General features: G+C 52.3%; 19 protein-coding genes and 1 other RNA gene. 17 read left to right on the top strand and 3 right to left on the bottom strand.

The genetic code is table 11. The features are described from left to right. Positions 1 to 3 precede the first annotated feature (3 nt). Positions 4 to 1,197 carry a mandelate racemase/muconate lactonizing enzyme family protein gene (locus GQE98_RS17875; RefSeq protein WP_161317293.1) on the top strand — a complete coding sequence of 398 codons (1,194 nt, stop codon included), beginning with the start codon at positions 4 to 6 and terminating at the stop codon, positions 1,195 to 1,197. Between the two features lies 1 nt (position 1,198). Here GQE98_RS17875 and GQE98_RS17870 read toward each other — a convergent pair whose 3' ends face one another. From GQE98_RS17870 to GQE98_RS17860, 3 genes are all read right to left on the bottom strand, one after another. Further along, positions 1,199 to 1,843, bottom strand: a complete 645-nt coding sequence (locus GQE98_RS17870; protein WP_161317291.1) for an MBL fold metallo-hydrolase — start codon at positions 1,841 to 1,843, stop codon at positions 1,199 to 1,201. 48 nt (positions 1,844 to 1,891) lie between these two features. Continuing rightward, positions 1,892 to 3,388, bottom strand: a complete 1,497-nt coding sequence (locus GQE98_RS17865; protein WP_161317289.1) for a helicase HerA-like domain-containing protein — start codon at positions 3,386 to 3,388, stop codon at positions 1,892 to 1,894. A gap of 61 nt (positions 3,389 to 3,449) precedes the next feature. Beyond that, entirely contained in the window at positions 3,450 to 4,337 is an 888-nt protein-coding gene (locus tag GQE98_RS17860; RefSeq protein ID WP_161317287.1) for a LysR substrate-binding domain-containing protein, read from the bottom strand. 133 nt (positions 4,338 to 4,470) lie between these two features. Here GQE98_RS17860 and GQE98_RS17855 point away from each other — a divergent pair, with 133 nt between their 5' ends. From GQE98_RS17855 to GQE98_RS17780, 16 genes are all read left to right on the top strand, one after another. Beyond that, positions 4,471 to 6,258: an acyl-CoA dehydrogenase family protein gene (locus GQE98_RS17855; RefSeq protein ID WP_161317286.1), complete on the top strand. Its 1,788-nt coding sequence runs from the start codon at positions 4,471 to 4,473 to the stop codon at positions 6,256 to 6,258. 48 nt (positions 6,259 to 6,306) lie between these two features. Then, positions 6,307 to 8,094 carry an acyl-CoA dehydrogenase family protein gene (locus GQE98_RS17850; RefSeq protein ID WP_161317284.1) on the top strand — a complete coding sequence of 596 codons (1,788 nt, stop codon included), beginning with the start codon at positions 6,307 to 6,309 and terminating at the stop codon, positions 8,092 to 8,094. Positions 8,095 to 8,368: 274 nt separating this feature from the next. Next, complete coding sequence (locus GQE98_RS17845; RefSeq protein ID WP_161317282.1) at positions 8,369 to 9,169, top strand: helix-turn-helix domain-containing protein; 801 nt, start codon at positions 8,369 to 8,371, stop codon at positions 9,167 to 9,169. Between the two features lie 559 nt (positions 9,170 to 9,728). Then, complete coding sequence (gene ccoN / locus GQE98_RS17840; protein ID WP_161317280.1) at positions 9,729 to 11,357, top strand: cytochrome-c oxidase, cbb3-type subunit I; 1,629 nt, start codon at positions 9,729 to 9,731, stop codon at positions 11,355 to 11,357. A gap of 5 nt (positions 11,358 to 11,362) precedes the next feature. Beyond that, a complete protein-coding gene (gene ccoO, locus GQE98_RS17835; protein WP_161317278.1) occupies positions 11,363 to 12,088 on the top strand; it encodes a cytochrome-c oxidase, cbb3-type subunit II in 726 nt (241 codons plus the stop codon). 10 nt (positions 12,089 to 12,098) lie between these two features. Next, positions 12,099 to 12,248, top strand: a complete 150-nt coding sequence (locus tag GQE98_RS17830; protein ID WP_161317276.1) for a cbb3-type cytochrome oxidase subunit 3 — start codon at positions 12,099 to 12,101, stop codon at positions 12,246 to 12,248. A gap of 1 nt (position 12,249) precedes the next feature. Next, complete coding sequence (gene ccoP, locus GQE98_RS17825; RefSeq protein WP_161317274.1) at positions 12,250 to 13,119, top strand: cytochrome-c oxidase, cbb3-type subunit III; 870 nt, start codon at positions 12,250 to 12,252, stop codon at positions 13,117 to 13,119. Between the two features lie 33 nt (positions 13,120 to 13,152). Continuing rightward, on the top strand, positions 13,153 to 14,613 hold the full coding sequence (gene ccoG, locus GQE98_RS17820; RefSeq protein ID WP_161317272.1) for a cytochrome c oxidase accessory protein CcoG: 1,461 nt from the start codon (positions 13,153 to 13,155) through the stop codon (positions 14,611 to 14,613). Next, positions 14,610 to 15,107 (top strand): FixH family protein, encoded by a 498-nt coding sequence (locus tag GQE98_RS17815; protein ID WP_161317271.1) that lies wholly within the window; start codon positions 14,610 to 14,612, stop codon positions 15,105 to 15,107. Before ccoG ends, GQE98_RS17815 begins: the two co-directional genes overlap by 4 nt. Then, on the top strand, positions 15,095 to 17,416 hold the full coding sequence (locus GQE98_RS17810; protein ID WP_161317269.1) for a heavy metal translocating P-type ATPase: 2,322 nt from the start codon (positions 15,095 to 15,097) through the stop codon (positions 17,414 to 17,416). Before GQE98_RS17815 ends, GQE98_RS17810 begins: the two co-directional genes overlap by 13 nt. Further along, positions 17,413 to 17,568 (top strand): cbb3-type cytochrome oxidase assembly protein CcoS, encoded by a 156-nt coding sequence (ccoS, locus tag GQE98_RS17805; RefSeq protein WP_161317267.1) that lies wholly within the window; start codon positions 17,413 to 17,415, stop codon positions 17,566 to 17,568. Before GQE98_RS17810 ends, ccoS begins: the two co-directional genes overlap by 4 nt. Positions 17,569 to 17,664: 96 nt before the next feature. Beyond that, a complete protein-coding gene (locus GQE98_RS18050; RefSeq protein ID WP_161317266.1) occupies positions 17,665 to 18,405 on the top strand; it encodes a TerB family tellurite resistance protein in 741 nt (246 codons plus the stop codon). A gap of 15 nt (positions 18,406 to 18,420) precedes the next feature. Next, the gene (locus GQE98_RS17795) at positions 18,421 to 19,302 is read left to right on the top strand and encodes a DMT family transporter (RefSeq protein ID WP_161317264.1); all 882 of its coding nucleotides are present in this window, start codon (positions 18,421 to 18,423) and stop codon (positions 19,300 to 19,302) included. Then, positions 19,295 to 20,044: a peptidoglycan recognition protein family protein gene (locus GQE98_RS17790; RefSeq protein ID WP_161317262.1), complete on the top strand. Its 750-nt coding sequence runs from the start codon at positions 19,295 to 19,297 to the stop codon at positions 20,042 to 20,044. Before GQE98_RS17795 ends, GQE98_RS17790 begins: the two co-directional genes overlap by 8 nt. Before the next feature lie 27 nt (positions 20,045 to 20,071). Continuing rightward, positions 20,072 to 20,452: RNase P RNA component class A (gene rnpB / locus GQE98_RS17785), an RNA gene on the top strand. A 66-nt stretch (positions 20,453 to 20,518) separates the two neighbouring features. After that, entirely contained in the window at positions 20,519 to 22,375 is a 1,857-nt protein-coding gene (locus GQE98_RS17780; RefSeq protein ID WP_161317260.1) for a cation:proton antiporter, read from the top strand. The last annotated feature ends 424 nt before the right edge of the window (positions 22,376 to 22,799 follow it).

Here is a 22,799-nt window from a genome sequence, read left to right as displayed (position 1 = left end):
GTCATGAAGCTAACCGATCTTGAGACTTTTGTTGTCGGCACGCCGCCCCCTCATTGGGGTGGGCAGTTCTGGGTTTTCGTCAAGCTCACAACCGACAGCGGCGTGAGTGGAATAGGGGAGGCCTATGCCGTGCCGTTTCATCCCGATGTGACGGTCAAGATGATTGAGGATGTTTTCGCGCGACGCCTTCTCGGGATGGATCCGTTTCACATCGAGCGTATCTGGCGACGCGTCTATTCAAGTGGATATACGCAGCGGCCGGATTCGTCCATAATGGCAGTTCTGAGTGCGCTGGAAATGGCGTGTTGGGACATTATCGGGAAAGAAGCTAATAAACCGGTTTATGAGTTGTTAGGTGGTAAAGTTCGCGAAAAACTCCGGACTTATACTTACCTCTATCCAAAGGAAGGGGATAAGGGGGATGTCTATGCGGACCCTGACCTTGCGGCGGAACGGGCGGCGGAGAATGTTGCGCTCGGCTTCACCGGCGTAAAGTTCGATCCGGCAGGGCCGTATTCCGCCTTCGATCCGCGGCAGCCGTCACTTGGGCGCATGGATCTCTCGGAAAAGCTGGTCGCGCGGGTGCGTGAGGCTGTGGGAGATAAGGCAGACTTGCTGTTCGGGACCCATGGGCAACTGACCACATCCGGCGCAATACGTCTTGCCCGTCGGTTGGAGAAATATGATCCGCTTTGGTTTGAGGAGCCAACACCCCCTGAGAATGCGAATGAGATGGCGAAGCTGTCCCGACAGACGACCATCCCCGTCGCGACGGGCGAAAGGCTCTGTACAAAATATGAATTTCACCGCGTTCTGGAGAGTGGGGCTGCCTCTATCCTGCAAATGGCACTCGGGCGTGTCGGAGGATTGTTGGAAGGTAAGAAGATCGCCAGCATAGCGGAAGTTTACTATGCGCAGATCGCGCCGCATATGTATTGCGGTCCTGTCTCGGCGATGGCCGATATCCAGCTCAGCACCTGTACGCCGAATTTCCTGATTCAGGAAAGCATTAACACCATGGGGGACTTCCACGCGGAGATATTGAAAGAGCCGATCCAGTGGGAGGATGGTTACATCATTCCGCCAACAAAGCCGGGACTTGGCATTGAACTGGACGAAGAAGTTATCGCCCGTCATCCCTTCACAGGCGATAAACTACATCTCGAAATGGTCGATAATCCGGTGGTTTTCGAATAACTCAGCCGAAGTTCATGTCGGCGACGAAGGGATTGGTTTGTCTTTCCTGACCGAAGGTGGAAAGGTTTCCATGCCCTGGAATGAAGGTGATGTCATCACCAAGCGGCCAGAGTTTCTCGCGAATGGAATGGATCAGATCCTCATGGTTGCCGCGCGGGAAATCCGTCCGGCCGATTGATCCCTGGAACAGGACATCCCCGACGATAGCGACACGTTCCTTCAGGTTGACAAAAACAACATGGCCGGGCGTATGGCCGGGACAGTGGACCACGGTGAATTCTTCATTCCCAACAGTTACCTTGTCCCCATCCTCAAGCCAGCGATCGGGTGTAAAGGTAAATGATTCCGGAAAGCCATAGCGAGCGCATTGTGTCGGCAATTGATCGATCCAGAATTTGTCGTCCTTATGGGGCCCTTCAATCGGAACACCGAGCTTTTCGTGGAGTTCCTGCGTGCCCCCCGCATGGTCAAGATGCCCGTGGGTGATCAGGATTTTCTCAATCGTTACCCCTTGCTTTTCTGCGGCTTCGAGAATGCGATCAAGGTCGCCACCCGGATCGGTTACAGCGCCCTTCATGGTTTCCTCGCACCAGATCAGGCTGGAGTTTTGGGCAAATGGGGTAACGGGAATGATAACGGCTTTCATGAAATACCGAAGCGTGAATTGCTCCGTCCTTTGGTTATTGTTATTACATTATCTTTTCAAGGCGCCGAGAATACCACGAAGAAGCGCCTTGGCAATGCTGCGCCCAAAAGAAGAGCTGACAGCCCGGGTGAGTGACTTGACAGCCGCCTCTCCGACACTTTGGCGGTTTGATCGGCGCGCAGGTGCTTTTTTGGGTTTTGCAGCCTCAGCGGCTTCTGCCTTTTCGGCTGCTTTCGCGGCTTTTTCGGCCCGTTCCTGCAGGATCTCATAGGCCGACTCATTATCGACCGTTTTGTCATATTTAGCGCCGAGCGTGCTGTCGTTCAAGACCTGCTTGCGCTCAGCCCGGCTGACCGGCCCGAGTTTGGAGGAGGGAGGCCGGATCAATGTCCGCTCCACGATCGATGGTTGGCCCTTTTTCTCAAGTGTGGAGACAAGCGCTTCACCGACGCCGAGCGTTGTAATTACGTCTTCAACCTCGAAGGCGGGATTAGGGCGATAGGTCTGTGCGGCGAGGCGGATCGCTTTCTGCTGCTTCGGGGTAAAGGCACGCAAGGCGTGCTGTATCCGGTTGCCAAGCTGACCCAGAACAGAATCGGGTATATCGTCCGGGCTTTGGGTGACAAAAAAGACGCCAACACCCTTTGACCGGATCAATCGGACAACCTGCTCCACCTTCTCAAGTAGGGCTTTTGGCGCGTCATCGAATAGAAGATGTGCTTCATCAAAGAAGAAAACGAGCTTTGGCCGGTCGGCATCGCCTGCCTCCGGCAGTTCCTCGAACAGCTCAGACAGCATCCAGAGCAGGAAGGTGCCATAGAGCCGTGGCGAATTCATCAGCTTGTCGGCGGCAAGGATATTGACCATGCCACGCCCGGTATGGTCAGTCCGCATGAAATCGCGCAAATCAAGCGCCGGTTCACCGAAAAATTTGCCTGCGCCTTGGTCTTCAAGGCGGAGGAGGGCGCGCTGGATGGCCCCAATCGATTGAGGCGAGACATTTCCGTAGACCGCGGAGATTTCTTTCCTTTGCTCATTCACGACGCTGAGAAGTGCGCGGAGATCCTTCAAGTCCAGCAGCAGCAAGCCCTGCTCGTCCGCAACGCGAAAGGCGATATTCATCACGCCTTCCTGCGTATCGTTCAGCTCCAGCATGCGGGAGAGAAGCAAAGGCCCTATCTCGGAAATGGTTGTCCGAACGGGATGGCCCTGCTCGCCAAAGAGATCCCAAAAGACGGCGGGAAAGGAAGCCCCCTGATATTCTTCTGCGAAGCCGATCTTGCTCGCTCGCTTGGTCAGGAAATCCTGCATGTCCGACGTGCGGCAGAGACCGGAAAGGTCGCCTTTCGCATCGGCAAGAAATACCGGAACGCCCGCCCGTGAAAATCCTTCCGTGAGAACTTGCAAGGTGACTGTCTTGCCTGTGCCCGTCGCGCCAGCGATCAGGCCGTGGCGGTTGCCCCATTTGAGCGGAAGATATTGGTTGCTGCCGCTTCCATCATCGCTCTTACCGATAAAGATGCCATCGCTTTGCAAACAGGTCATGGTCAATGTCTTCCTTTAATCAAGATCGGGCCAGCAAATACGGAATACTATCGAATTTAATCTAAACCGGTTGTCCTGCGGCCTCAAGCATCCATTCGCGAACGGTGGCGAGCTTCGGCCGTGTCGATTTTCTCGATGAGGACACAATATGAAATGAGTGGTTGGAGCGTCGGTCCACATCGAATAGCTTCACCAGTCGCCCCGCCGCGATCGACTCCTGAACAAGCGCGTCTATTCCGATCGCAACGCCGAGGCCGTTCTCCGCTGCATGCAGCGCCATGTTGGCACTCTCGAAATGCAGGCCTGGGCTGGAATTAATGTTGCTCACTCCGGCCTCCGCGAGCCAGCGAGGCCAGTCCGTCGGGCGGGGGCTTTCATGAACAAAGACCGCATCATGCAAATCCTCCGGACGAGAGTATTTTTTTGCTAATTCCGGGCTGCAGACGGGATAGGTGACGACCTCGAGCAACTTGTCAATCCGCATGCCCGTCAGATTGGTCCCGTCTGGCAGGACCTGGATGGAGATATCAAAATCATCCCGTTCAAAATCTGCCGGGTTGAGGGAGGTAATCAATTGTACGTCAATATCCGGATGATGTTCATAAAGGTCGGCCCATCTCGGGATCAGCCAACGCAGTGCAAATGTCGGGTAGGCACAAATGGACACTGCATTGCGCCGTGTTTCGCTTCTAAGCCGGGCCGAAGCCGCCGCTATCTTTTCCAGCGGCAGGCTGATTTCCGCAAGATATTGCCGACCTACTGCGGTAAGTTCAATTCTTTTATGATGTCGGTGAAAGAGTGTTTTGCCCAGATATTGTTCCAACGTCTGAATTTGCCGGCTGACCGCGCCCGGCGTGACGCCCAGCTCTTCCGCTGCTTGATTGAAGCTCAAATAACGACAGGCCGCCTCAAATGCCCTGAGACCAGATGTAGAGGGAATATGAAGCATAAACAATACAATCCTGAGTGAGTTTTTTTCAATTATAATATGCTGAATTATCGATTGTCCACAGCTGTTGTCTTGCTCATTATGTGCACCAACCAAAAAACCTTGACGGTAAACAGAACTAGGCGGGAACGAGATGTCATATTTGCATAAAAAACAGGAATTTAAGCCACAGGAACTCTCTGACTATATCGCGCCTGATTGCCATGGCCTCAACTTCTTTGAAGTTGATAACAACCTGCGCGATCTGTTGCATGTCTATATGCCGGATGATTTGCGTCAGCACATGGAACCGCACTATAATCGCCTTGGCGAAATCTCAGGCACGCAGCTTGACGATTGGTCACGTGAGGCGGATAAGCATGGTCCGATACTCCATGCCCGCGATGCCCGTGGCCGGAACGAGGACTGGATCGAGTTTCATCCCTCCTATCGCAAGATGGAAGATGTTGCTTTTAGGGATTTTGGTTTCCATTGCATGTCGCATCGCGAGGGCGTGTTGGGCTGGCAGGAAAAAGTCCCGCCCATCGGAAAATATGTCTTCCAGTATCTCTTTGGCCAGTCCGAATTCGGACAGCTTTGCCCAATCTCGGCCACCGACACATCGGCGATGCTGATCGAGCGTTATGCGGATGAGGCTACTAAAGCGAAACTGCTTGACCGTATGTACAGCCAGGACATGGACAAGATCCTGAAGGGCGCCCAGTTCATGACCGAGAAGACGGGTGGCTCTGATGTGTCGCAAATCGCGCTGGAGGCCCGGTTCGAAGATGGCGAATGGAAGCTCTACGGTGAGAAATGGTTCTGTTCCTGCGCAGACGGCGACATTGCGTTGCTGCTGGCCCGCCCGGAAGGCGCTCCGGAGGGCAACAGCGGCCTTGCGCTCTTCGCCATGCCGCGCCGACGCGAAGATGGAAGCCGCAATCCATATCGGATCGTCCGGTTGAAGGATAAGCTCGGCACCAAGTCCATGGCCTCTGGCGAAATTATCTTTGAGGGCGCATCGGCTTATCCGCTTGGTGAGGTTGGCGCGCATCCGAACAAGGGCCTTAAACTGATGATGGATCAGGTAAACTTCTCCCGTCTGTCGCATGGCGTGCGCGGCGCGGCGATGATGCGCCGCTGCCTGAACGAGGCATTGACGGTGGCCAACTATCGCAAGGCGTTTGGGGAGACTATTATCGATAAACCTCTGCTGCGCCGTCAGCTGATGAAACTGATGGTTCCGACGGAGCAGGCACTTTCGATGTTTATGTATGTGGCCGTCAATCTTGAGCAGGGTGAAAAGGGGGGCGAAGCCGCCGCGAAACGGACCCGTATCCTGACCCCGTTGCTCAAATACCGAACGGCACGGGATAATATCCGCGTTGCGACCGGTGCCATGGAAGTCCGTGGTGGCAACGGCTATATCGAGGATTGGGTCAATGCCCGCCTTGTCCGGGATGCGCATCTCGGTGTGCTTTGGGAAGGAACCTCCAACATCAATTCCCTCGATGTGACAACGCGGGCAATCGCCCGGGCCGGGGCGCATGAAGATCTCGCCGAAGATCTCACCAGGCAGATTGATGCAAATAGCGCTTTGCCAGGTCAATATGCCGGACAACTTAAAGGCCTTTTGGATCAATCTGTAAAGTTTGCGGAGGAAGTAGCGCGTCTGGGCAAGGAAACCCATGCACGAAAGGCGGCAAGCGCGCTCTATCATGTGACGACCGCGACCCTTATGGCGAATGAAGGCGCCAAACTCGGCGCAGCCGGAAAAGATGCCCGTCGTTTGCTTCTGTCGCGTATGATCATCGATCACAAGCTTGGCGCGGCTAACCCATTATCAATCGAGGCGGATGCCTTCGATACGGCGGCGACGGACGCCTTGCTCAGTGAGTCGCCGCTCAGCCTTGAAGAAGTGAGTCGTATCCTTACACTGTAGGGTACGGTATTGACTGACCTAAAATGAAGTTCAGCGGGAAGAGACACTATGAATATGGAAGTTAAAATCAAAAGCCGTGAAGAGCGGGAGCTTGAGGACTGGGTAGCGGCGGATTGCCATGGTCTCAATTTCTTCGAGATCGACAAAAGTCTTCAGGATTTGCTGACCCTCTATCTTCCCGATGACCTGAGGGAGCATATGACGCCGGTTTACCGGGAACTCGGGGAAGTGGCGGGTAATCGCCTTGATGAACTCGCCCGGATTTGCGAATCCCATATGCCGGTGCTACATCCACGCGATGCGCGGGGCCGGAATCGTGACTGGATCGAATACCACCCCGCCTTCCGTGAAATGGAAAAAATCGGGTACGGTGACTTCGGTATTCATTGCATGTCGCGGAAACCCGGGGTTCACGGCTGGCCCGATAAAATTCCGCCGATGGCGAAATATGTCTTTCAATATCTTTTCACGCAGTCCGAATTTGGCCTGATGTGCCCGATCTCACTGACCGATACTTCGTCAATGCTTCTGGAACGTTATGGCCCGGAAGCGGCCAAGGAAAAATTCCTTGAACGGATGCGCAGTCAGGACATGGATGAGCTGTTCCGTGGCGCGCAATTCATGACCGAGAAAATCGGCGGCTCTGAGGTCGCCAACCTCGCGGTCACGGCGCGGGAAGAAAATGGCGAATGGCGGCTCTATGGCGATAAATGGTTCTGCTCCAGCGCGGATGCAGAGGTAAGCCTAGTCCTTGCCCGACCTGAAGGGGCGCCGGAGGGGAATTCCGGTCTTGCGATTTTTGCGGTGCCGCGCACATTGGATAACGGGGAGCGAAACAACTACCGGATCGTCCGCCTGAAAGACAAGATGGGCACGAAATCCATGGCGTCCGGCGAGATCATCTTCAATGGCGCGCTTGCCTACGCATTTGGGGATGTAGGGGCAAAACCCAATCCCGGTCTGCGCCAGATGATGGATCAAGTCAGCATGTCGCGGCTGTCGCATGGCGTGAGAGCGGCAGGTATGATGCGTCGCTGCCTGAACGAGGCATTGGTTGCCTCGAAAACCCGCGATGTATTTGGCGAGCCGATTATCAATAAGCCGCTGCTGCGGCGTCAACTGCTGAAATTGATGGTGCCGACGGAGCAGGTGCTCTCCATGGTGATGCATGTTTCCTCTGTTCTCCATAAGGCAGAGAATGGAGATGAAAGCGCCAAGCGCCTCAACAGAATCCTGACACCACTTGTGAAATTCCGTGCCTGCCGCGATAACGTAATGGTTGCGACCGGGGCGCTGGAAGTGCGTGGCGGAAACGGCTTTATCGAAGACTGGGTTAATTCTCGGCTTGTCCGGGATGCGCACACAGGCCTTCTGTGGGAAGGGACGTCCAACATCAATGCGCTGGACATCACAACCCGTGCCGTTGCCAAGACAGGCGCCCACGAAGATCTGGCTGAAGATCTGAAAGATCGCCTTCAGAATACCGACGGTGTGCCCGGTCAATATGCGGGTGAGCTCTCCGGCCTGATAGATCGTGCCAAGAAATTCGCTGAAGACATCGCGTCAAGCGGGGACGAAACCAAGGCACGTCAGGCGTCGAACGCGCTTTATCATGCCACAACGGCGACGCTTCTTGCAACGGAAGGCGCGGCTCTTGGTAAGGCGGGTGGAGATGCTCGTCGGATGCTTCTCTCCAGGCTGGTCGTGGACACACGATTACGACCCCATGATCCACTCAGCAATGGGAATAACCAGTTTGAAATTGAGGCAGGAAACTACCTGCTGGATGATGTGGACGTTCCGCTAGATGCTGCTACCGACCTTCTGCGGGTTTAGTCTAAATTAGAAAATAATAATAAAAAAACTATAGGAAAATCGACAGTCTCCCCCGACTGTGGCATTATGTCGCTGTCGGGGGATTTTTTGTGGAAAAGCCCATAAAACTGCGGAAAACATCATTCTGAAGTGTCTGTTTTACCGATTTTTTGTGTAAATCTTAAGTCTGCGTCATCTCACCACATGTAGGGACACCAGAAAAGTTTAGAATATAGGGGCTGAAGATAGGTTTGTGATTCATCTGCAATCAAACTAGATAGGGAGATTACGTGGTATGTTAGAATCATTAGATGCGCGTATTTCATCGTTGGCTAAATCTAAGTCGCAGGCTAATGGGCACAAGCAGTCTGAAACGACTCCCAAAGCAGAGCGGAAAAATATTTCAGAAGCACCTTGCTCAACCTGCAGTGCACATGCTCAGGCTATTTGCGCTGATTTAAAAGATCAGGAAATGGATGAAATCGCCCGCAATATCAGGACCAGACTGGTCCAAACAGGGCAGTCTGTCTATCGAGAATATGAAGAAGCGAAGTATCTTTATACCGTCGTTACGGGAGAAATTCGGCTTGCCAATTTGCTAGATGACGGGCGTCGTCAGGTGACGTCCTTCAAAACAGCCGGGGAAGTCCTCGGGGAGCAAAAAAACGGTTACTATCAATCGGATGCAGAAGCCGTTTGTGATACGGTTGTATGTCAGATTCCCATTAAGATTCTGGAAAAATATTTGCAGGAAATGCCGGCCATGCAGACGGCCCTGACAGCAAAGGTGCTGAGCGAGATACATGAGTTGAGACACCATGCCATACTGTTGGGCCGAAAAACACCGATAGAAAAAATTGCGACCTTCCTTGTTGATCGTGCAGAGAAATTGGGCGGTAAAGACAGTGTTGAGGTTGAAGTTATGTTGACAATGGGCCGGAATGATATTGCGGATTTTCTTGGCCTGACAATTGAGACAGTCAGCCGGACAATTACGAAAATGAAAAATTTGGGCCTTTTGGAGGTGCCGTCGAACCATTCGATAATCATCAAAGATATGGCAGAGCTAGAAAATCTGGCGGAAGGCGAGAAATGACGATGGCGATGGAGGTGTAGGTTGGCGAGACCGTACTCTCGTTCTACCCATTCATCGGCCCGAAACTTTAGTTCCGTGGCATCAGTGCATGCATGCCAATACTGGCATAAAGAGCTCAAACCGCAAAAGCCACTGCAGCTCAATTGTTATGGGCTTCGAATGCCCATTGAGGCAATGGAATGCCGATAATAATTTTGGCGCGAGATTCTCTAAAAAAAAATGAATTTAATCAAAAATCGCTTTGTTGTTAGAAAAGCGGAAGTGTAGAAAGTAGAAACGTTCTCTTAGGTAGCCGAATAGCTATTCCCCTATCGGGTTATATACGGATGTACACATTATCTGTGCGGCCTGTGCGGCATCCAAAACCGGCTTAGGTAATCAGGAGGCCAAAAAACTACTTCGGGGAAGAAGGTTTTGTTTGCGTTGATTTAGATCAATGTCAGGCGCAGACTAAAACCTAGTCTGCGAAATGAGGGGAGTATGAGTAGTTTGCGCTGTCGAGAGGTTCGCGAAACGATTTGAATACTCCGTAAACTATTGGAATAGACGGAACTCGGGTATGAATCTGTTATGGCTCGCTTTTACAATAATCTGTGCCCTGATAGGGGTCATGTTGTCCGCGAAGGCGGTCGATTCAACGATGATGCTTCATGGCATGGTATTTTCCATTGCCAGCGTGCTCAGCGCCTTCGCGCTAATCGCAAGGAATTATCGTAACATTAACACCCCCGGCCTGGCGGATGCGAATGGCAGCGTTAATTACAATACAGAAATTATCAAGGCGGGAGTGATTGCCTCAGCATTCTGGGGGATCGTTGGCTTTGCAGTTGGCCTTGTTATCGCTTTACAACTTGCGTTTCCAGCCCTGAACTTCGATCTTCCCTGGACAAATTTCGGGCGTCTTCGTCCACTTCATACCTCGGCTGTCATCTTTGCATTCGGCGGTAATATCCTGATCATGACGTCTTTTCATGTCGTGCAACGGACCTGTCGCGCCCGGCTGGCCGGAGATATCGCGCCGTGGTTTGTCTTCTGGGGATACCAGCTTTTCATCGTGCTGGCCGCGACCGGTTATGTTTTGGGTGTCACCCAATCCAAGGAGTATGCGGAACCCGAATGGTATGTCGATATCTGGTTGACGCTGGTGTGGGTGGTCTATCTGCTGGTTTTCCTCGCAACGATCTGGAAGCGCCAGGAAAAGCATATCTATGTCGCCAACTGGTTCTACTTGGCCTTCATCGTAACTATTGCCATGCTTCACATCGTGAATAATCTCTCCGTGCCGGTCAGTCTTGCGGGTGTGAAAAGCTATTCCCTGTTTGCTGGGGTGCAAAGCGCGCTGACCCAATGGTGGTATGGGCATAATGCGGTCGGGTTCTTTCTGACCGCGGGCTTTCTGGGAATAATGTATTACTTCATCCCGAAGCGGGTGAACCGGCCGGTCTATTCATACCGCCTGTCGATCATTCATTTCTGGTCGCTGATTTTCCTCTATATTTGGGCGGGTCCGCATCATTTGCATTATACGGCGCTGCCGGACTGGGCGCAGACACTTGGTATGACTTTTTCCATCATGCTCTGGATGCCGTCGTGGGGAGGGATGATCAACGGCCTGATGACCCTTTCCGGGGCTTGGGATAAACTCCGGACTGATCCGGTCGTTCGCTTCCTGGTGACATCAGTAGCTTTCTACGGGATGAGCACCTTTGAAGGACCGCTTATGTCGATCAAGGCGGTCAACGCGCTCAGCCATTACACGGACTGGACTATCGGCCATGTGCATTCCGGCGCGCTTGGGTGGGTGGCCTACATCAGCTTTGGGGCGCTTTACTTCCTGACGCCTGTTGTTTGGAAGCGCAAATCGCTTTATTCGGATGCGCTCGTCAATCTGCATTTCTGGATTTCGACGGTGGGTATCCTGCTTTACATCACCGCAATGTGGGTCTCCGGCATTCTGCAGGGCTTGATGTGGCGCGCCTATGATGCCTTCGGGTTTTTGGAATATTCCTTCAGCGAGACGGTCGAGGCAATGCATCCTTTCTATGTGATCAGGGCACTTGGCGGCGCCCTCTTCCTGATCGGGGCCCTCATTATGGTCTATAACCTCTGGCGGACAGTCCGGGGCGACGTGCGAGAGAAGGAAGCAGGGGCACTTGTGCTGAATATGGAATTTGCAGGGGCGAGGTAAGGAACATGTTTAGTCACAAAAAAATCGAGAAAAACTCGATCCTGATGCTGGTTCTCGTCCTGATCGTGGTTTCCATCGGCGGGCTTATCGAAATTGCGCCGTTGTTCTATCTCGAAAGTACAATCGAGAAGGTAAAAGGGATGCGGCCCTATAGCCCATTAGAACTCGCAGGTCGGGATATTTATATCCGCGAGGGCTGCTACAACTGTCATAGCCAGATGATCCGCCCCCTCCGTGATGAGGCGGAACGTTATGGCCATTACTCACTGGCGGCGGAAAGCATGTATGATCATCCGTTTCAGTGGGGGTCCAAGCGGACAGGTCCGGACCTCGCCCGGGTGGGCGGACGCTATTCGGATGAATGGCATGTCACTCATATGAATAACCCGCGTGACGTGGTGCCTGAATCTATAATGCCGGGATATCCCTTCCTCGGGAAAACGCCTCTGCATGTGCCGGATGTTGCTGGCAATCTCGAGACAAACAAGATTGTCGGGGTACCGTATACGGACGATATGATCGCTAACGCGGAGCTGGATTTGGCAATACAGGTAAATCCGGATGCCGACGAGATAGATGCCTTTTTGGAGCGTTACCCCAAGGCTCAGGTGCGGAATTTTGATGGTAATCCGATGATGCTGTCGGAGCTGGATGCGTTAATTGCCTATCTTCAGATGATGGGAACCCTGGTTGACTTCACGTCATATGACGTGGATGCCAATAAACGGTAGGAGGAGACTAATGGATTATCATAGCGTTTCTACCTTCGCACAGAGTTACGGACTGCTTTACCTATTCGGCCTGTTTATTGCGGTGCTTGTTTATGCATTGTGGCCGCGAAACAAGGAAAAGTTTGACAAGGCAGCCCATATCCCGCTTGAGGAAGATTAAGATGTCCAACAAGGTTGAAAAAGACGAGATCACCGGCACCGATACCACAGGACATGAATGGGACGGTATCAAGGAACTGGATAATCCCATGCCGCGGTGGTGGCTTTGGACGATGTACGCCTCTATTGTCTGGGCAATTGGTTACTGGATCGTTATGCCCGCTTGGCCACTTGTTACCAGCTATACTTCCGGATTCATCGGGTACTCCTCTCGCGGATCGCTGGAACAGGAACTGGCCAAGGCAACAGAGGCCCATGCACAAGATCGGGCCGCTCTTGTGGCGCTGGAACTCAGTGAGGTGAAAAATAATGATCAGCTCTATCAGTTTGCATTGCGAGGCGGAAAATCGGCGTTTGCGGTGAACTGCTCCCAGTGTCATGGATCAGGCGCGCAAGGGGCGCCAGGCTTTCCGAACCTGAATGATGATGATTGGTTGTGGGGTGGGAATATGGACGCGATTTACGAAACCATTAAGTATGGTATTCGCTCAGATCACGAGGATACCCGCATAGGCGAAATGCCCGCGTTTCTTACGGACGAAATGCTCACGAAAGATCAAATCAATGATGTTTCGGAATATGTCCTTTCCCTTTCGGAAGATCGGAAGGATATGGCTGCCGTCGATCGTGGTCAGGAAGTTTATGCGGAAAATTGTGCAGCATGCCATGGGGACAATGCCAAGGGCGGGCGGGAATTCGGGGCACCGGACCTGACCGACGCGATTTGGTTCTATGGGAAAGACAAGGATATTATTCTTAAAACCATTTCCCGGGGCCGCGGCAACGTAATGCCAGCCTGGGTCGACCGGTTAGATGAGACAACAATCCGCCAGCTTGCCTTGTATGTGCACTCCCTCGGGGGCGGGGAGTAATCCGTTTAACCTATCCATTTTGGAGTAAGAGTTGTGGTTGACAGCTCCGTTGAGAATATCGACGTACGTCCGGTTAACAAGAAAGAGAACCGGGCTTTATTCGAGAAGCGTGAGAAAATCCAGCCGAAGAAGGCGCGTGGAAATTTCCGCCGCCTGAAATGGATCATCATGGGAATAACCCTGGGGATCTATTATATCACTCCCTGGATTCGCTGGGACCGGGGTGAGAGTGGGCCGGATCAGGCGGTGCTTGTCGATTTTGCGCGGGAGCGGTTCTATTTCTTCTTTATCGAGCTCTGGCCGCAGGAAATTTATTACATTACCGGATTGCTCATTCTGGCAGCAATTTCTCTGTTTCTAGTGACATCGCTGTTTGGGCGTGCCTGGTGCGGATATTCGTGCCCGCAAACGGTCTGGACCGACCTTTTCATTTTTGTTGAGCGCATGGTGGAAGGGGATCGTAACGCCCGCCTAAGGCTGGACAAGGCGCCGATGTCGATCTCAAAACTCAGCAAACGGGTGTTGAAGCATTCAATCTGGCTCGTAATCGGCGTACTCACCGGCGGCGCCTGGGTTTTTTATTTTGCCGATGCACCGACCTTGCTACGGGAACTGTTTACGTTCGAAGCACCTGTTATTGCCTATTCCAGCGTCGCCGCCTTGACTGCGACAACCTATGTGTTCGGCGGCTTGATGCGGGAACAGGTCTGTACATATATGTGCCCCTGGCCACGGATACAGGGGGCAATGGTGGATGAGGATACTCTGACCGTCACATATCACGGTGCCCGAGGTGAACCGCGTGGACCGCATAAAAAAGGAGAACCCTGGACGGACCGGGGGCATTGTATTGATTGTAACCAGTGCGTTGCGGTTTGCCCGATGGGAATCGATATCCGTGACGGGTTGCAGCTGGAGTGCATTACCTGTGCGCTCTGCATTGACGCCTGTGATGACGTGATGGACAAGATTGATCTACCGCGCGGACTGATCAGCTATGATACCCACGTTGGCCAATTTGACAGCAACCCGGAACGTAAACTCAACATACGCTTTATCCGGCCGAGAACCATCGCCTATGGATTGATACTTGCTCTGGTTGGCGCAGTGATGCTGTTTACCCTGCTTAATCGGTCCATCCTTGATGTTAATGTCATTCGTGACCGTAACCCGTTGTTCGTGACTCTCTCCGATGGATCTATTCGCAATGGTTACACGGTGAAGATCCTGAATAAAATTCATGAGACTCGGCGATTCCTCATCGAAGTGGAGGGGCTGAAAGGGGTTCAGGCCTGGCTTGAGAGTGGTCCTCCGCTCGGACTGCCAATGCTGGTAACCGTACCCGCTGACTCGCTTTCCAGTTATAAGCTCTATGTATCTGTTCCGGCGGAGAACCTGGATGGCAAGAGTTCCGATATCGATATCGTGGTTACCGATTTTGAGAGCAGTGAGCGAGATTTACAGGCATCGAGCTTCAAGGGACCGGATAAATGAACGCAAATATTCATGGAAAGCCACTGACCGGACGCCATGTGGCCCTGATGCTGGCCGCATTCTTCGGGTTAATGTTTGCTGTTAATGGTGCCTTTGTATATTTCGCGCTTGGAAGTTTTTCAGGTGTAAGTGAAGACGATGCCTATAAACGCGGCCTCGCTTATAACGAAGAAATCGATCACCGAGAACGTCAACGTACCCGAGGGTGGCAACCCGCTCTGGAATTTGTGCAGACGGGAGCAGAGCAGGGAAAATTGACCCTCAATATTATCGATGCTGATGGCAATAACCTGAAAGACCTGGACGTGGTTGCAATCATTCGACGCCCGGTGATAGAGGGCACAGATCAGGGTCTATCTCTGGTATATGATAAAGATCACTATGCTGCGGAAGTCTCGCTTTCAGGCCTTGGGCAATGGGATGTCTCCATTCTTGTGCATGGAGGCGGATTTAAAGAGCCTTATCGATTGGATAAGAGGATATGGGTGAAATAGCCCAAAAAAACTTCGATAATCTGACCCTCCGGCAATCTCGCGACCTGGGTGGTGACTGCTGTGCTGCCGGTGCTATGGCGATGAGTGAAGTGGCTTCTCCCGCAGCGGACTATGATGACTTTGTCAGTGCCGACCCAACGGCTTTTGTTGAGGCTGATCAGGACGGCAATGCGATCTTGCATACACTCGTCGAAAATATGCACTGCGCCAATTGCATTAAAACTGTAGAGCAAACCCTGAAATCCAATCCAGCGGTTCTTGATGCGCGGGTAAATTTTTCAACTCGGCGGTTGTTTCTGCGTTGGCGCCCGGAGGGAATTGATGTCACCGACCTTGTCAAACCAGTGATTGATCAGGGTTACCCGCTTACGCCTTATAATCCCGCGATGATAAAATCAGCCGCAGCAGAGGAGAATATGCGCCTCCTTCGAGCGCTAGCTGTTGCGGGTTTTGCCGCTGCTAATGTTATGTTGCTCTCCGTTTCGGTTTGGGCTGGGCTTTTCTCGGAAGATATGGGGCCTGCAACCCGTGATTTCCTCCACTGGATCTCGGCAATGGTTGCTCTTCCTGCTGTGGCCTACGCAGGTCAACCCTTCTTTAAATCTGCACTTGCCGCCGTTCGTGCCGGTCGGCTCAATATGGATGTACCCATATCGCTGGCAGTCATCCTCGCCGCTGGCATGAGCTTGGCCGAGACCATTCAAAGCGGTGAACATGTTTATTTTGATGCGGCCGTCACATTGCTTTTTTTCCTGCTTATTGGGCGTTATCTTGATAATGCCGCGCGCAGCAAGGCGCGATCAGCAGCAGAACGCTTGCTGCTTCTTAAGGCAGTGGCCGCCACTATCATTCTACCTGATGGCAATAGCAAGACAGTACCGGTCGAGACCGTCACACCGGGAACCCGAGTCAAAATCATGGCGGGAGACAGACTCCCCGTAGATGGGGTGGTGAGTTCGGGTCGATCGGAGCTCGATGTGAGTCTGATTACCGGTGAAAGCCTGCCAATAACAGTCAAGACAGGCGACAATGTTTTTGCCGGAACGCTGAACCTGAACGCGCCGTTCGAGATTGAGGCAACAAAGACGGGCGATAATACTTTACTCGGGGATATTGTTCGGTTGATGGAGGCGGCAGAGCAGGGCCGTGCGAAATATGTTCGTCTTGCCGACCGGGTTGCTGAATTTTATGCGCCTGCGGTCCATTTGTTGGCGGCGGCCACTTTTATTGGCTGGTGGATATTGGCCGGTAGCTGGCAAAACGCGCTGATGCAGGCAGTTGCGGTGCTTATTATTACCTGTCCTTGCGCGCTTGGTCTTGCGGTACCGGTCGTACAGGTGGTCGCAAGTGGGCGTTTGTTGATGAAGGGTATTCTGGTCAAGGCGGCAGATGGACTTGAACGTCTGGCGGAAGTGGATGTTGTTGTCTTCGATAAAACCGGCACCCTGACAGAAGGCCGCCTCGACCTCATTAACCGCGAGGAGTTATTGCCTGAACAGCTGCGTCTTGCGGCTCGGGTTGCGAGCAACAGCCGCCATCCGCTCGCTCGGGCTGTCGCGCGGGCCGGATACGGCCTTGGCGACCATCTGGAAGTAGAGGAATGCCCGGGGGAGGGGCTCAGAGCAGCCTTGGACGGTGAGGAAGTTCGTCTTGGCAGCCGTGCCTTTTGTCATGTGCAAGAGGGCGTAGCTGATGATCAAGCCCCAGGTCCGGAACTATGGCTGCGTGTCGCTAATAAGGAGGCGGTCCAGTTTCGTTTCAGGGACCGTCTGCGCCCTGGCGCCCGCACCGCGATTGACAGGTTGAAAGCACAAGGGTTTAAAGTTGAGCTTCTCTCAGGTGACAGAGAGGTCGTGGTGAAGGAACTTGCCGAGGCGCTTGGCATTGAGAACTGGCATGCAGAGAAGAAACCGGAAGATAAGGTTGCTCGCCTTAAAACGTTGGCAGATCAAGGTCATAAGGTGCTGATGGTGGGCGATGGTTTGAATGACGCGCCGGCCTTGTCATCTGCGCATGCTTCTTTATCTCCGGCAAGCGCAGCGGATATCAGCCAGACAACGGCTGATTTTGTCTTTCAGGGGAAGGATCTGTCAGCGGTGACGGAGACGATCCGCGTTGCACGCGCTGCAAGGCGCCTGATCTTCCAGAATTTCTCGCTCGCGTTTCTCTATAATGCAATTGCTGTTCCGTTGGCGGTTGCGGGGATCGTGACGCCACTAATTGCGGCCATTGCCATGTCCGCTTCATCTCTTGTCGTTTGCCTCAACTCGCTTCGCCTTCGGCTAGAAGGAAGGGTGGCTATGCGATGAATGTACTCATTTATCTCATTCCGGTAGCATTGTTCCTGGGAGGGGTTGGCCTTATCGCTTTCCTCTGGAGTCTGAAAACTGGGCAATATGAAGATCTTGATGGCGCGGCCAACCGGATACTTATTGATGATGATGACACAGAAGATTCCTGATAAACCAGAAGTTCAAGAACTAGGAACGCTGGCGATTTTGAATTCCTCCTGATATTGTGCTTCTTGGTAAAATACTATTTGGTAGCGTAAACAATTATGGCAATTTGGGGAAAAATACTGGGCGGCGCAGCCGGCCTTCTTGTTGGAGGTCCGCTTGGTGCTCTTGTCGGAGGGCTGGCGGGACATGCCGTCGATAAATATCGCGCGACTGCGTCAGATACAGACGATAATATCGGACAGCATCAGGTAAAGCAGGTTGCCTTTACAATCGCAGTCATTGCGCTTGGCGCGAAAATGGCGAAGGCAGATGGCGTTGTTACCCGAGAGGAGATTAACACCTTCAAGCGGGTGTTTCGTATTCCGCCAAATGAGGAAAAGAATGTTGGCCGTGTCTTTAATATGGCGCGTCAGGATACAGCGGGATATGAAGAGTACGCCGCGCAGGTCGCGCGAATGTTTCGTGATACGCCTCAGTTGATGGAGGATCTCCTTCATGGCCTGTTTGCAATCGCCATGGCAGACGGTGTCCTTCACCCGGATGAAGATATTTATCTGCAGAATGTTGCGTCTATTTTCGGGTTTAACGAGGCTGCCTATGCCCGTATTCGCAGTTATCATGCCAAGGATGGGGAGCGGGACCCCTATCAAATACTTGGCGTTTCGGCAGATATTTCCGACGCAGAGCTCAAAAAGGTATATAGACAACTCATTCGTGAGAACCACCCGGATAAGGTCATTGCGGATGGTTTGCCACAGGAGTTTGTGGACGTTGCCAATGCTAAACTCGCCAAGATTAACGCAGCCTATGATCAGATTATAGCGATCCGCGGTCTGTAGAATCGGAACATTAAATTGAAAAATAAAGACCTTGCCCTGATTTTGGTGGTCAATTTTCTCTGGGCAGCCAATTTTCTATCGGCGAAAATCGGCATGGAGATATTCACGCCACTTTTCTTTACGGCGCTTCGTTTTTCAATCGTGATTGTCGTCCTGTTGCCCTTTGTCTCATTTCCGCATGGTTATTGGCGGAAAATGCTAATTATCGGGGTGCTGATGGGGGTGTGTCATTTCTCGTTGATGTTCTGGGGCTTGTCGCTATCACCAGATATTTCCTCGGTTGCGATAATCAACCAGGTTTTTGTACCCTTTTCCGCCCTGCTGGCGATGGTATTTCTCAAGGAGAAGATTGGTTGGCGACGCTGGACGGCAATTCTAATGGCATTCGCCGGAGTAATGGTCATTGGTTTTGATCCGGTAATATTTGCAAACTGGCTATCACCTGTACTTGTTATTATTGCCTCCTTCATGGTTTCCCTCAATATGGTGGTTGTCCGGACGATGCCGGGGGTCGGCGCCCTTAACCTGACTTTCTGGACGGCCGCCATCGGTACACTTCCGTTATATGTCTTTTCTTTCCTGTTTGAGGATGGACAGGGGGCGGCTTTGCAAACAGCTGGCTGGGAGGAATGGTCAGCCGTTGCTTTTTCTGCCATCGGCGCAACGGTTGTCGGCCATGGGCTTGGCAACTATCTGATCAAACGTTACCCTGTCAGCACAATTGCCCCCTATTATCTTTTGGTGCCCATCTTCGCTGTGGCGTTGGGTATGATTTTCTGGGGGGATGTCATGACAGTGGAACTCATGGTCGGCGGGGCCATGGTGATGAGTGGTGTAACAATTATTACATTGCGATCAGCCAAAAAGAAGCCAGTAAAGAATATCAGCGATGGTTGAGAATATCATTTGGCGGCCTTCTCCAAATTATGATCAGCGTGGGTCCGGGACGCCAATTGACATGCTCGTCCTTCATTATACAGGGATGCCGACGGCAAATGGCGCCCTTGATCGGTTGACAGACGAAGCGTCGAAAGTGAGCGCACATTATCTTGTTCGGGAAGATGGCCAGATTTTAGCCCTTGTGAAAGAAGAAATGCGCGCGTGGCACGCGGGCGTTGCAAGTTGGCGAGGGGCGGACAACATCAATGCCCGCTCGATCGGGGTGGAAATAGTTAACCCTGGTCATGAATTTGGCTATCGCGCCTTTCCGGCGGAGCAAATGGTTGCGGTCACAGCGCTAGCGAATGGTATCGTCACCCGCCACGCTATTCCAGCCCGGAACGTTGTTGGGCATTCCGACGTTGCGCCGGATCGGAAGGAAGATCCTGGTGAATTGTTTCCCTGGCAAGCGCTGGCCCGGACGGGGGTCGGGTTGTGGTATGCAGAAGACACAGTGGTTTCTCAGGAATGTATTTCGCTTGCATCAGGCGAACAGGGCGCGAATGTTTTTGCCGTCCAGAAAGCCCTGAAAGAGATCGGTTACCATGTCGTGGTAAATGGAATTTATGATGCGAAGCTGACAAATATTGTTCGGGCTTTTCAGCGTCACTGGCGCCCCTCTTGCGTGGACGGGAATGCTGACGAAGAAACGCAGGCTATAATTTATGCGGTATTGGCCGAGGTTCGCCGCTTGACTTGAGCATTTCTGGCGCTTACTTACAAACAGACAGATAGCTGGATGATCGCCGCTTGTCGAAAGACAAGGGGAGGAAAGTCCGGGCTCCACGGAAATACGATGCCGGTTAATGGCCGGCGGGGGCGACCCCAGGGAAAGTGCCACAGAAAGCAAACCGCCCGGGATTTCCGGGTAAGGGTGAAAGGGTGCGGTAAGAGCGCACCGCGCGCCTGGTAACAGGAGCGGCACGGTAAACCCCATCGGGAGCAAAACCAAATAGGGATGGTCGGCGCAGGGGCAACCTGTGCGCAAGCCGGTTTTCCGGGCTATCATCCGGGTTGGTTGCTTGAGGTGTCTGGTAACAGGCATCCTAGATGAATGATCATCACCTGCATTCAGGGACAGAACCCGGCTTACAGGCTATCTGTCTTATTCTCTACCGTGATTTGCGGTATAGTGTTTTTTAAGCGAAAGCGTCTTGCTGCGGTAGGAAATTGTATGGGTATTATGCGGGCAACGGGTCTCGGGATTGCGGCGGTTTTCTTTCCGCTTCTGATACGGCCGGCCCATGCATCAGCGGCCGCTATGCCCTCGCTTGTTTATGATATCGGTATCAGCCTGTTTATTGCGAGTATTCTTGCGATCATCTTCGTTCGGATCAAGATTCCAAGTATTGCGGCGTTCCTGGTTTGTGGCATTCTAATCGGTCCGATTGGCGTGAAGCTCATAACCGAGCCGGAAAATATAGAAACAATTTCGGAACTCGGCTTTATTCTGCTTTTGTTCATGATCGGGATGGAGATTGATCTGCGGCGAATGCTGCGAAGTGGCAAGATGATTATTATCTCCGGCCTGCTTCAATATCCCTTTACCATCTTGTTTGGATTTCTTATCGGCAAGGCGCTGGTCTGGGGTGGATTGTCAACGATTGGTGGAAACTACGACGCGTTGTATTTCGGGTTATTTATTGCCGGATCGTCGACGCTTCTGGTGATTAAGCTGTTTCAGGAAAAATATGAACTGGATACAGAACCGGGAAGAATTGCTCTTGGTCTTCTGGTGTTCCAGGACTTCTGGGCGATCATCGTAATTATCCTGCAGCCCTCCTTTGCGGCCCCTGAAGTGATGCCTGTCGTGTACACTATTCTTGGGATAGTTCTTTTGGCGCTGGTCTCCTATTCACTTGCCAAAAGTCTTGTTCCACTGGTGTTTCGCTGGCTATCGAAAGAGCCGCAGATGATGCTGGTCGGTGCGCTTGGCTGGTGCTTTGCTATTGTGTTTATTGGTCGCGGGTTTGAACATGTCGGGGAATTTGTCTTCGGTGAGGGTAAACACATGTCCGTCGCCACAGGGATGAGTGCTCTGATTGCGGGTTTGACCCTCGCAACTCTTCCCTACAGCCGGGAGATTGTTGCCAAGGTTGGCATTGTGCGGGATTTCTTCATTACCCTGTTTTTTGTTGGTCTGGGAATGAGTGTCCCCCCGATAGAAGATATGGGTGTCATCGTGATCGCTGTTGCGCTTGCTTTTTTTGCGCTTTTAAGTCGGCAGCTGATTTTCTTTCCCTTGCTCTATTTCACGGGCGGGGATCAGCGTCACGCACAAGTTGCCTCCATTCGGCTTGCGCAAATCTCGGAGTTTGGTCTCGTAATCTCTTATCTGGGGACACAATACGGTCATATCTCGGGTGAATTCGCCAGTGCAATCATTTTTGCGTTTATTATAACGGCACTTCTGACACCAGCACTTTACAAGCATGCCTATAATTTTCATCGCTGGGTGGCGCCTTTTCTTCAGGCAATTGGTTTTCGCGAGCCGGACGAGGGCGCCCTGGATGCGGAGAAAGAATATGACCTGGTGTTGCTTGGGTTCCACCGCGTTGCCTCTTCGCTACTCCATGACATTGCCAAGAACAAGCCAGAGCTCTTGCCGCGTATCCTTGTGATCGATTTTAACGTGCAACTCCATCCTGCGATCAGAAAGCTCGGTGCGGCTGTCCGCTATGGTGATTTGTCAAATGACGAGATCCTTCTTCATGCGGGGGTAGGCTCGGCGAAGGTCGTGGTTGCGACCATCCCGGATGATATCCTCCGGGGCACCAGCAACAAGGAATTGGTAAAGGTCGTTCGGCGGATAAACAAAAAAGCAATTGTGATTGCCAATGCCGAAGAACTCGCCTCCGCTCAGGAGGTTTATGCGTGCGGTGCCGATTATGTTTATATGGGACGGATTAACACAGCGCGCGCGCTGGAAGACATCATCACGCGGACGATGGATGGCGCCCTTGAAGACTTTCGGCGGGATGAAGAGAAACTGCATGGTCGCCACCACGAAAGAACTGAAATTCTGAAATAACACGGCCCGAAGCCAGGTTGCGGGTCCAATCCGGACCGACGTATATCAGAAAATTGCGAATCTCTAGCCTTCCGACGCGTTAAAACGGTGTTTTTATCGGGGAACGTTGAAAATAAATTCTCACCATGTGGGGGCGAGATGCTCTGTCCATCGTTGGACCGGGCCTGCGACTTTCCTGTGTCGGGCATATTTCACTTTTCTAAATAATAAGAACAAAAATAGAACGTATAAAAAATATTCTATTACTTTCAGTTGCTCCGCGGTCGCGTTGGGCAATTCAATAAAGCCACAATAATGGAAAAATTTTTACTTAAAATCTAACGATTTCATGTTTTGAAATCCATAAACCAACCCCCGTTTGGCATTGACTTCCATAATATCCCATGATATTCCAGATTTATCCATTTTTGACCAGAAATGCTTG

The sequence above is a fragment of the Sneathiella litorea genome (assembly GCF_009882915.1).
In the GTDB taxonomy this organism is placed as follows: Bacteria; Pseudomonadota; Alphaproteobacteria; order Sneathiellales; family Sneathiellaceae; genus Sneathiella; species Sneathiella litorea.
The sequence above is the reverse complement of the archived record's forward strand: the minus strand, read 5'-3'. Positions and strand labels throughout refer to the sequence as shown.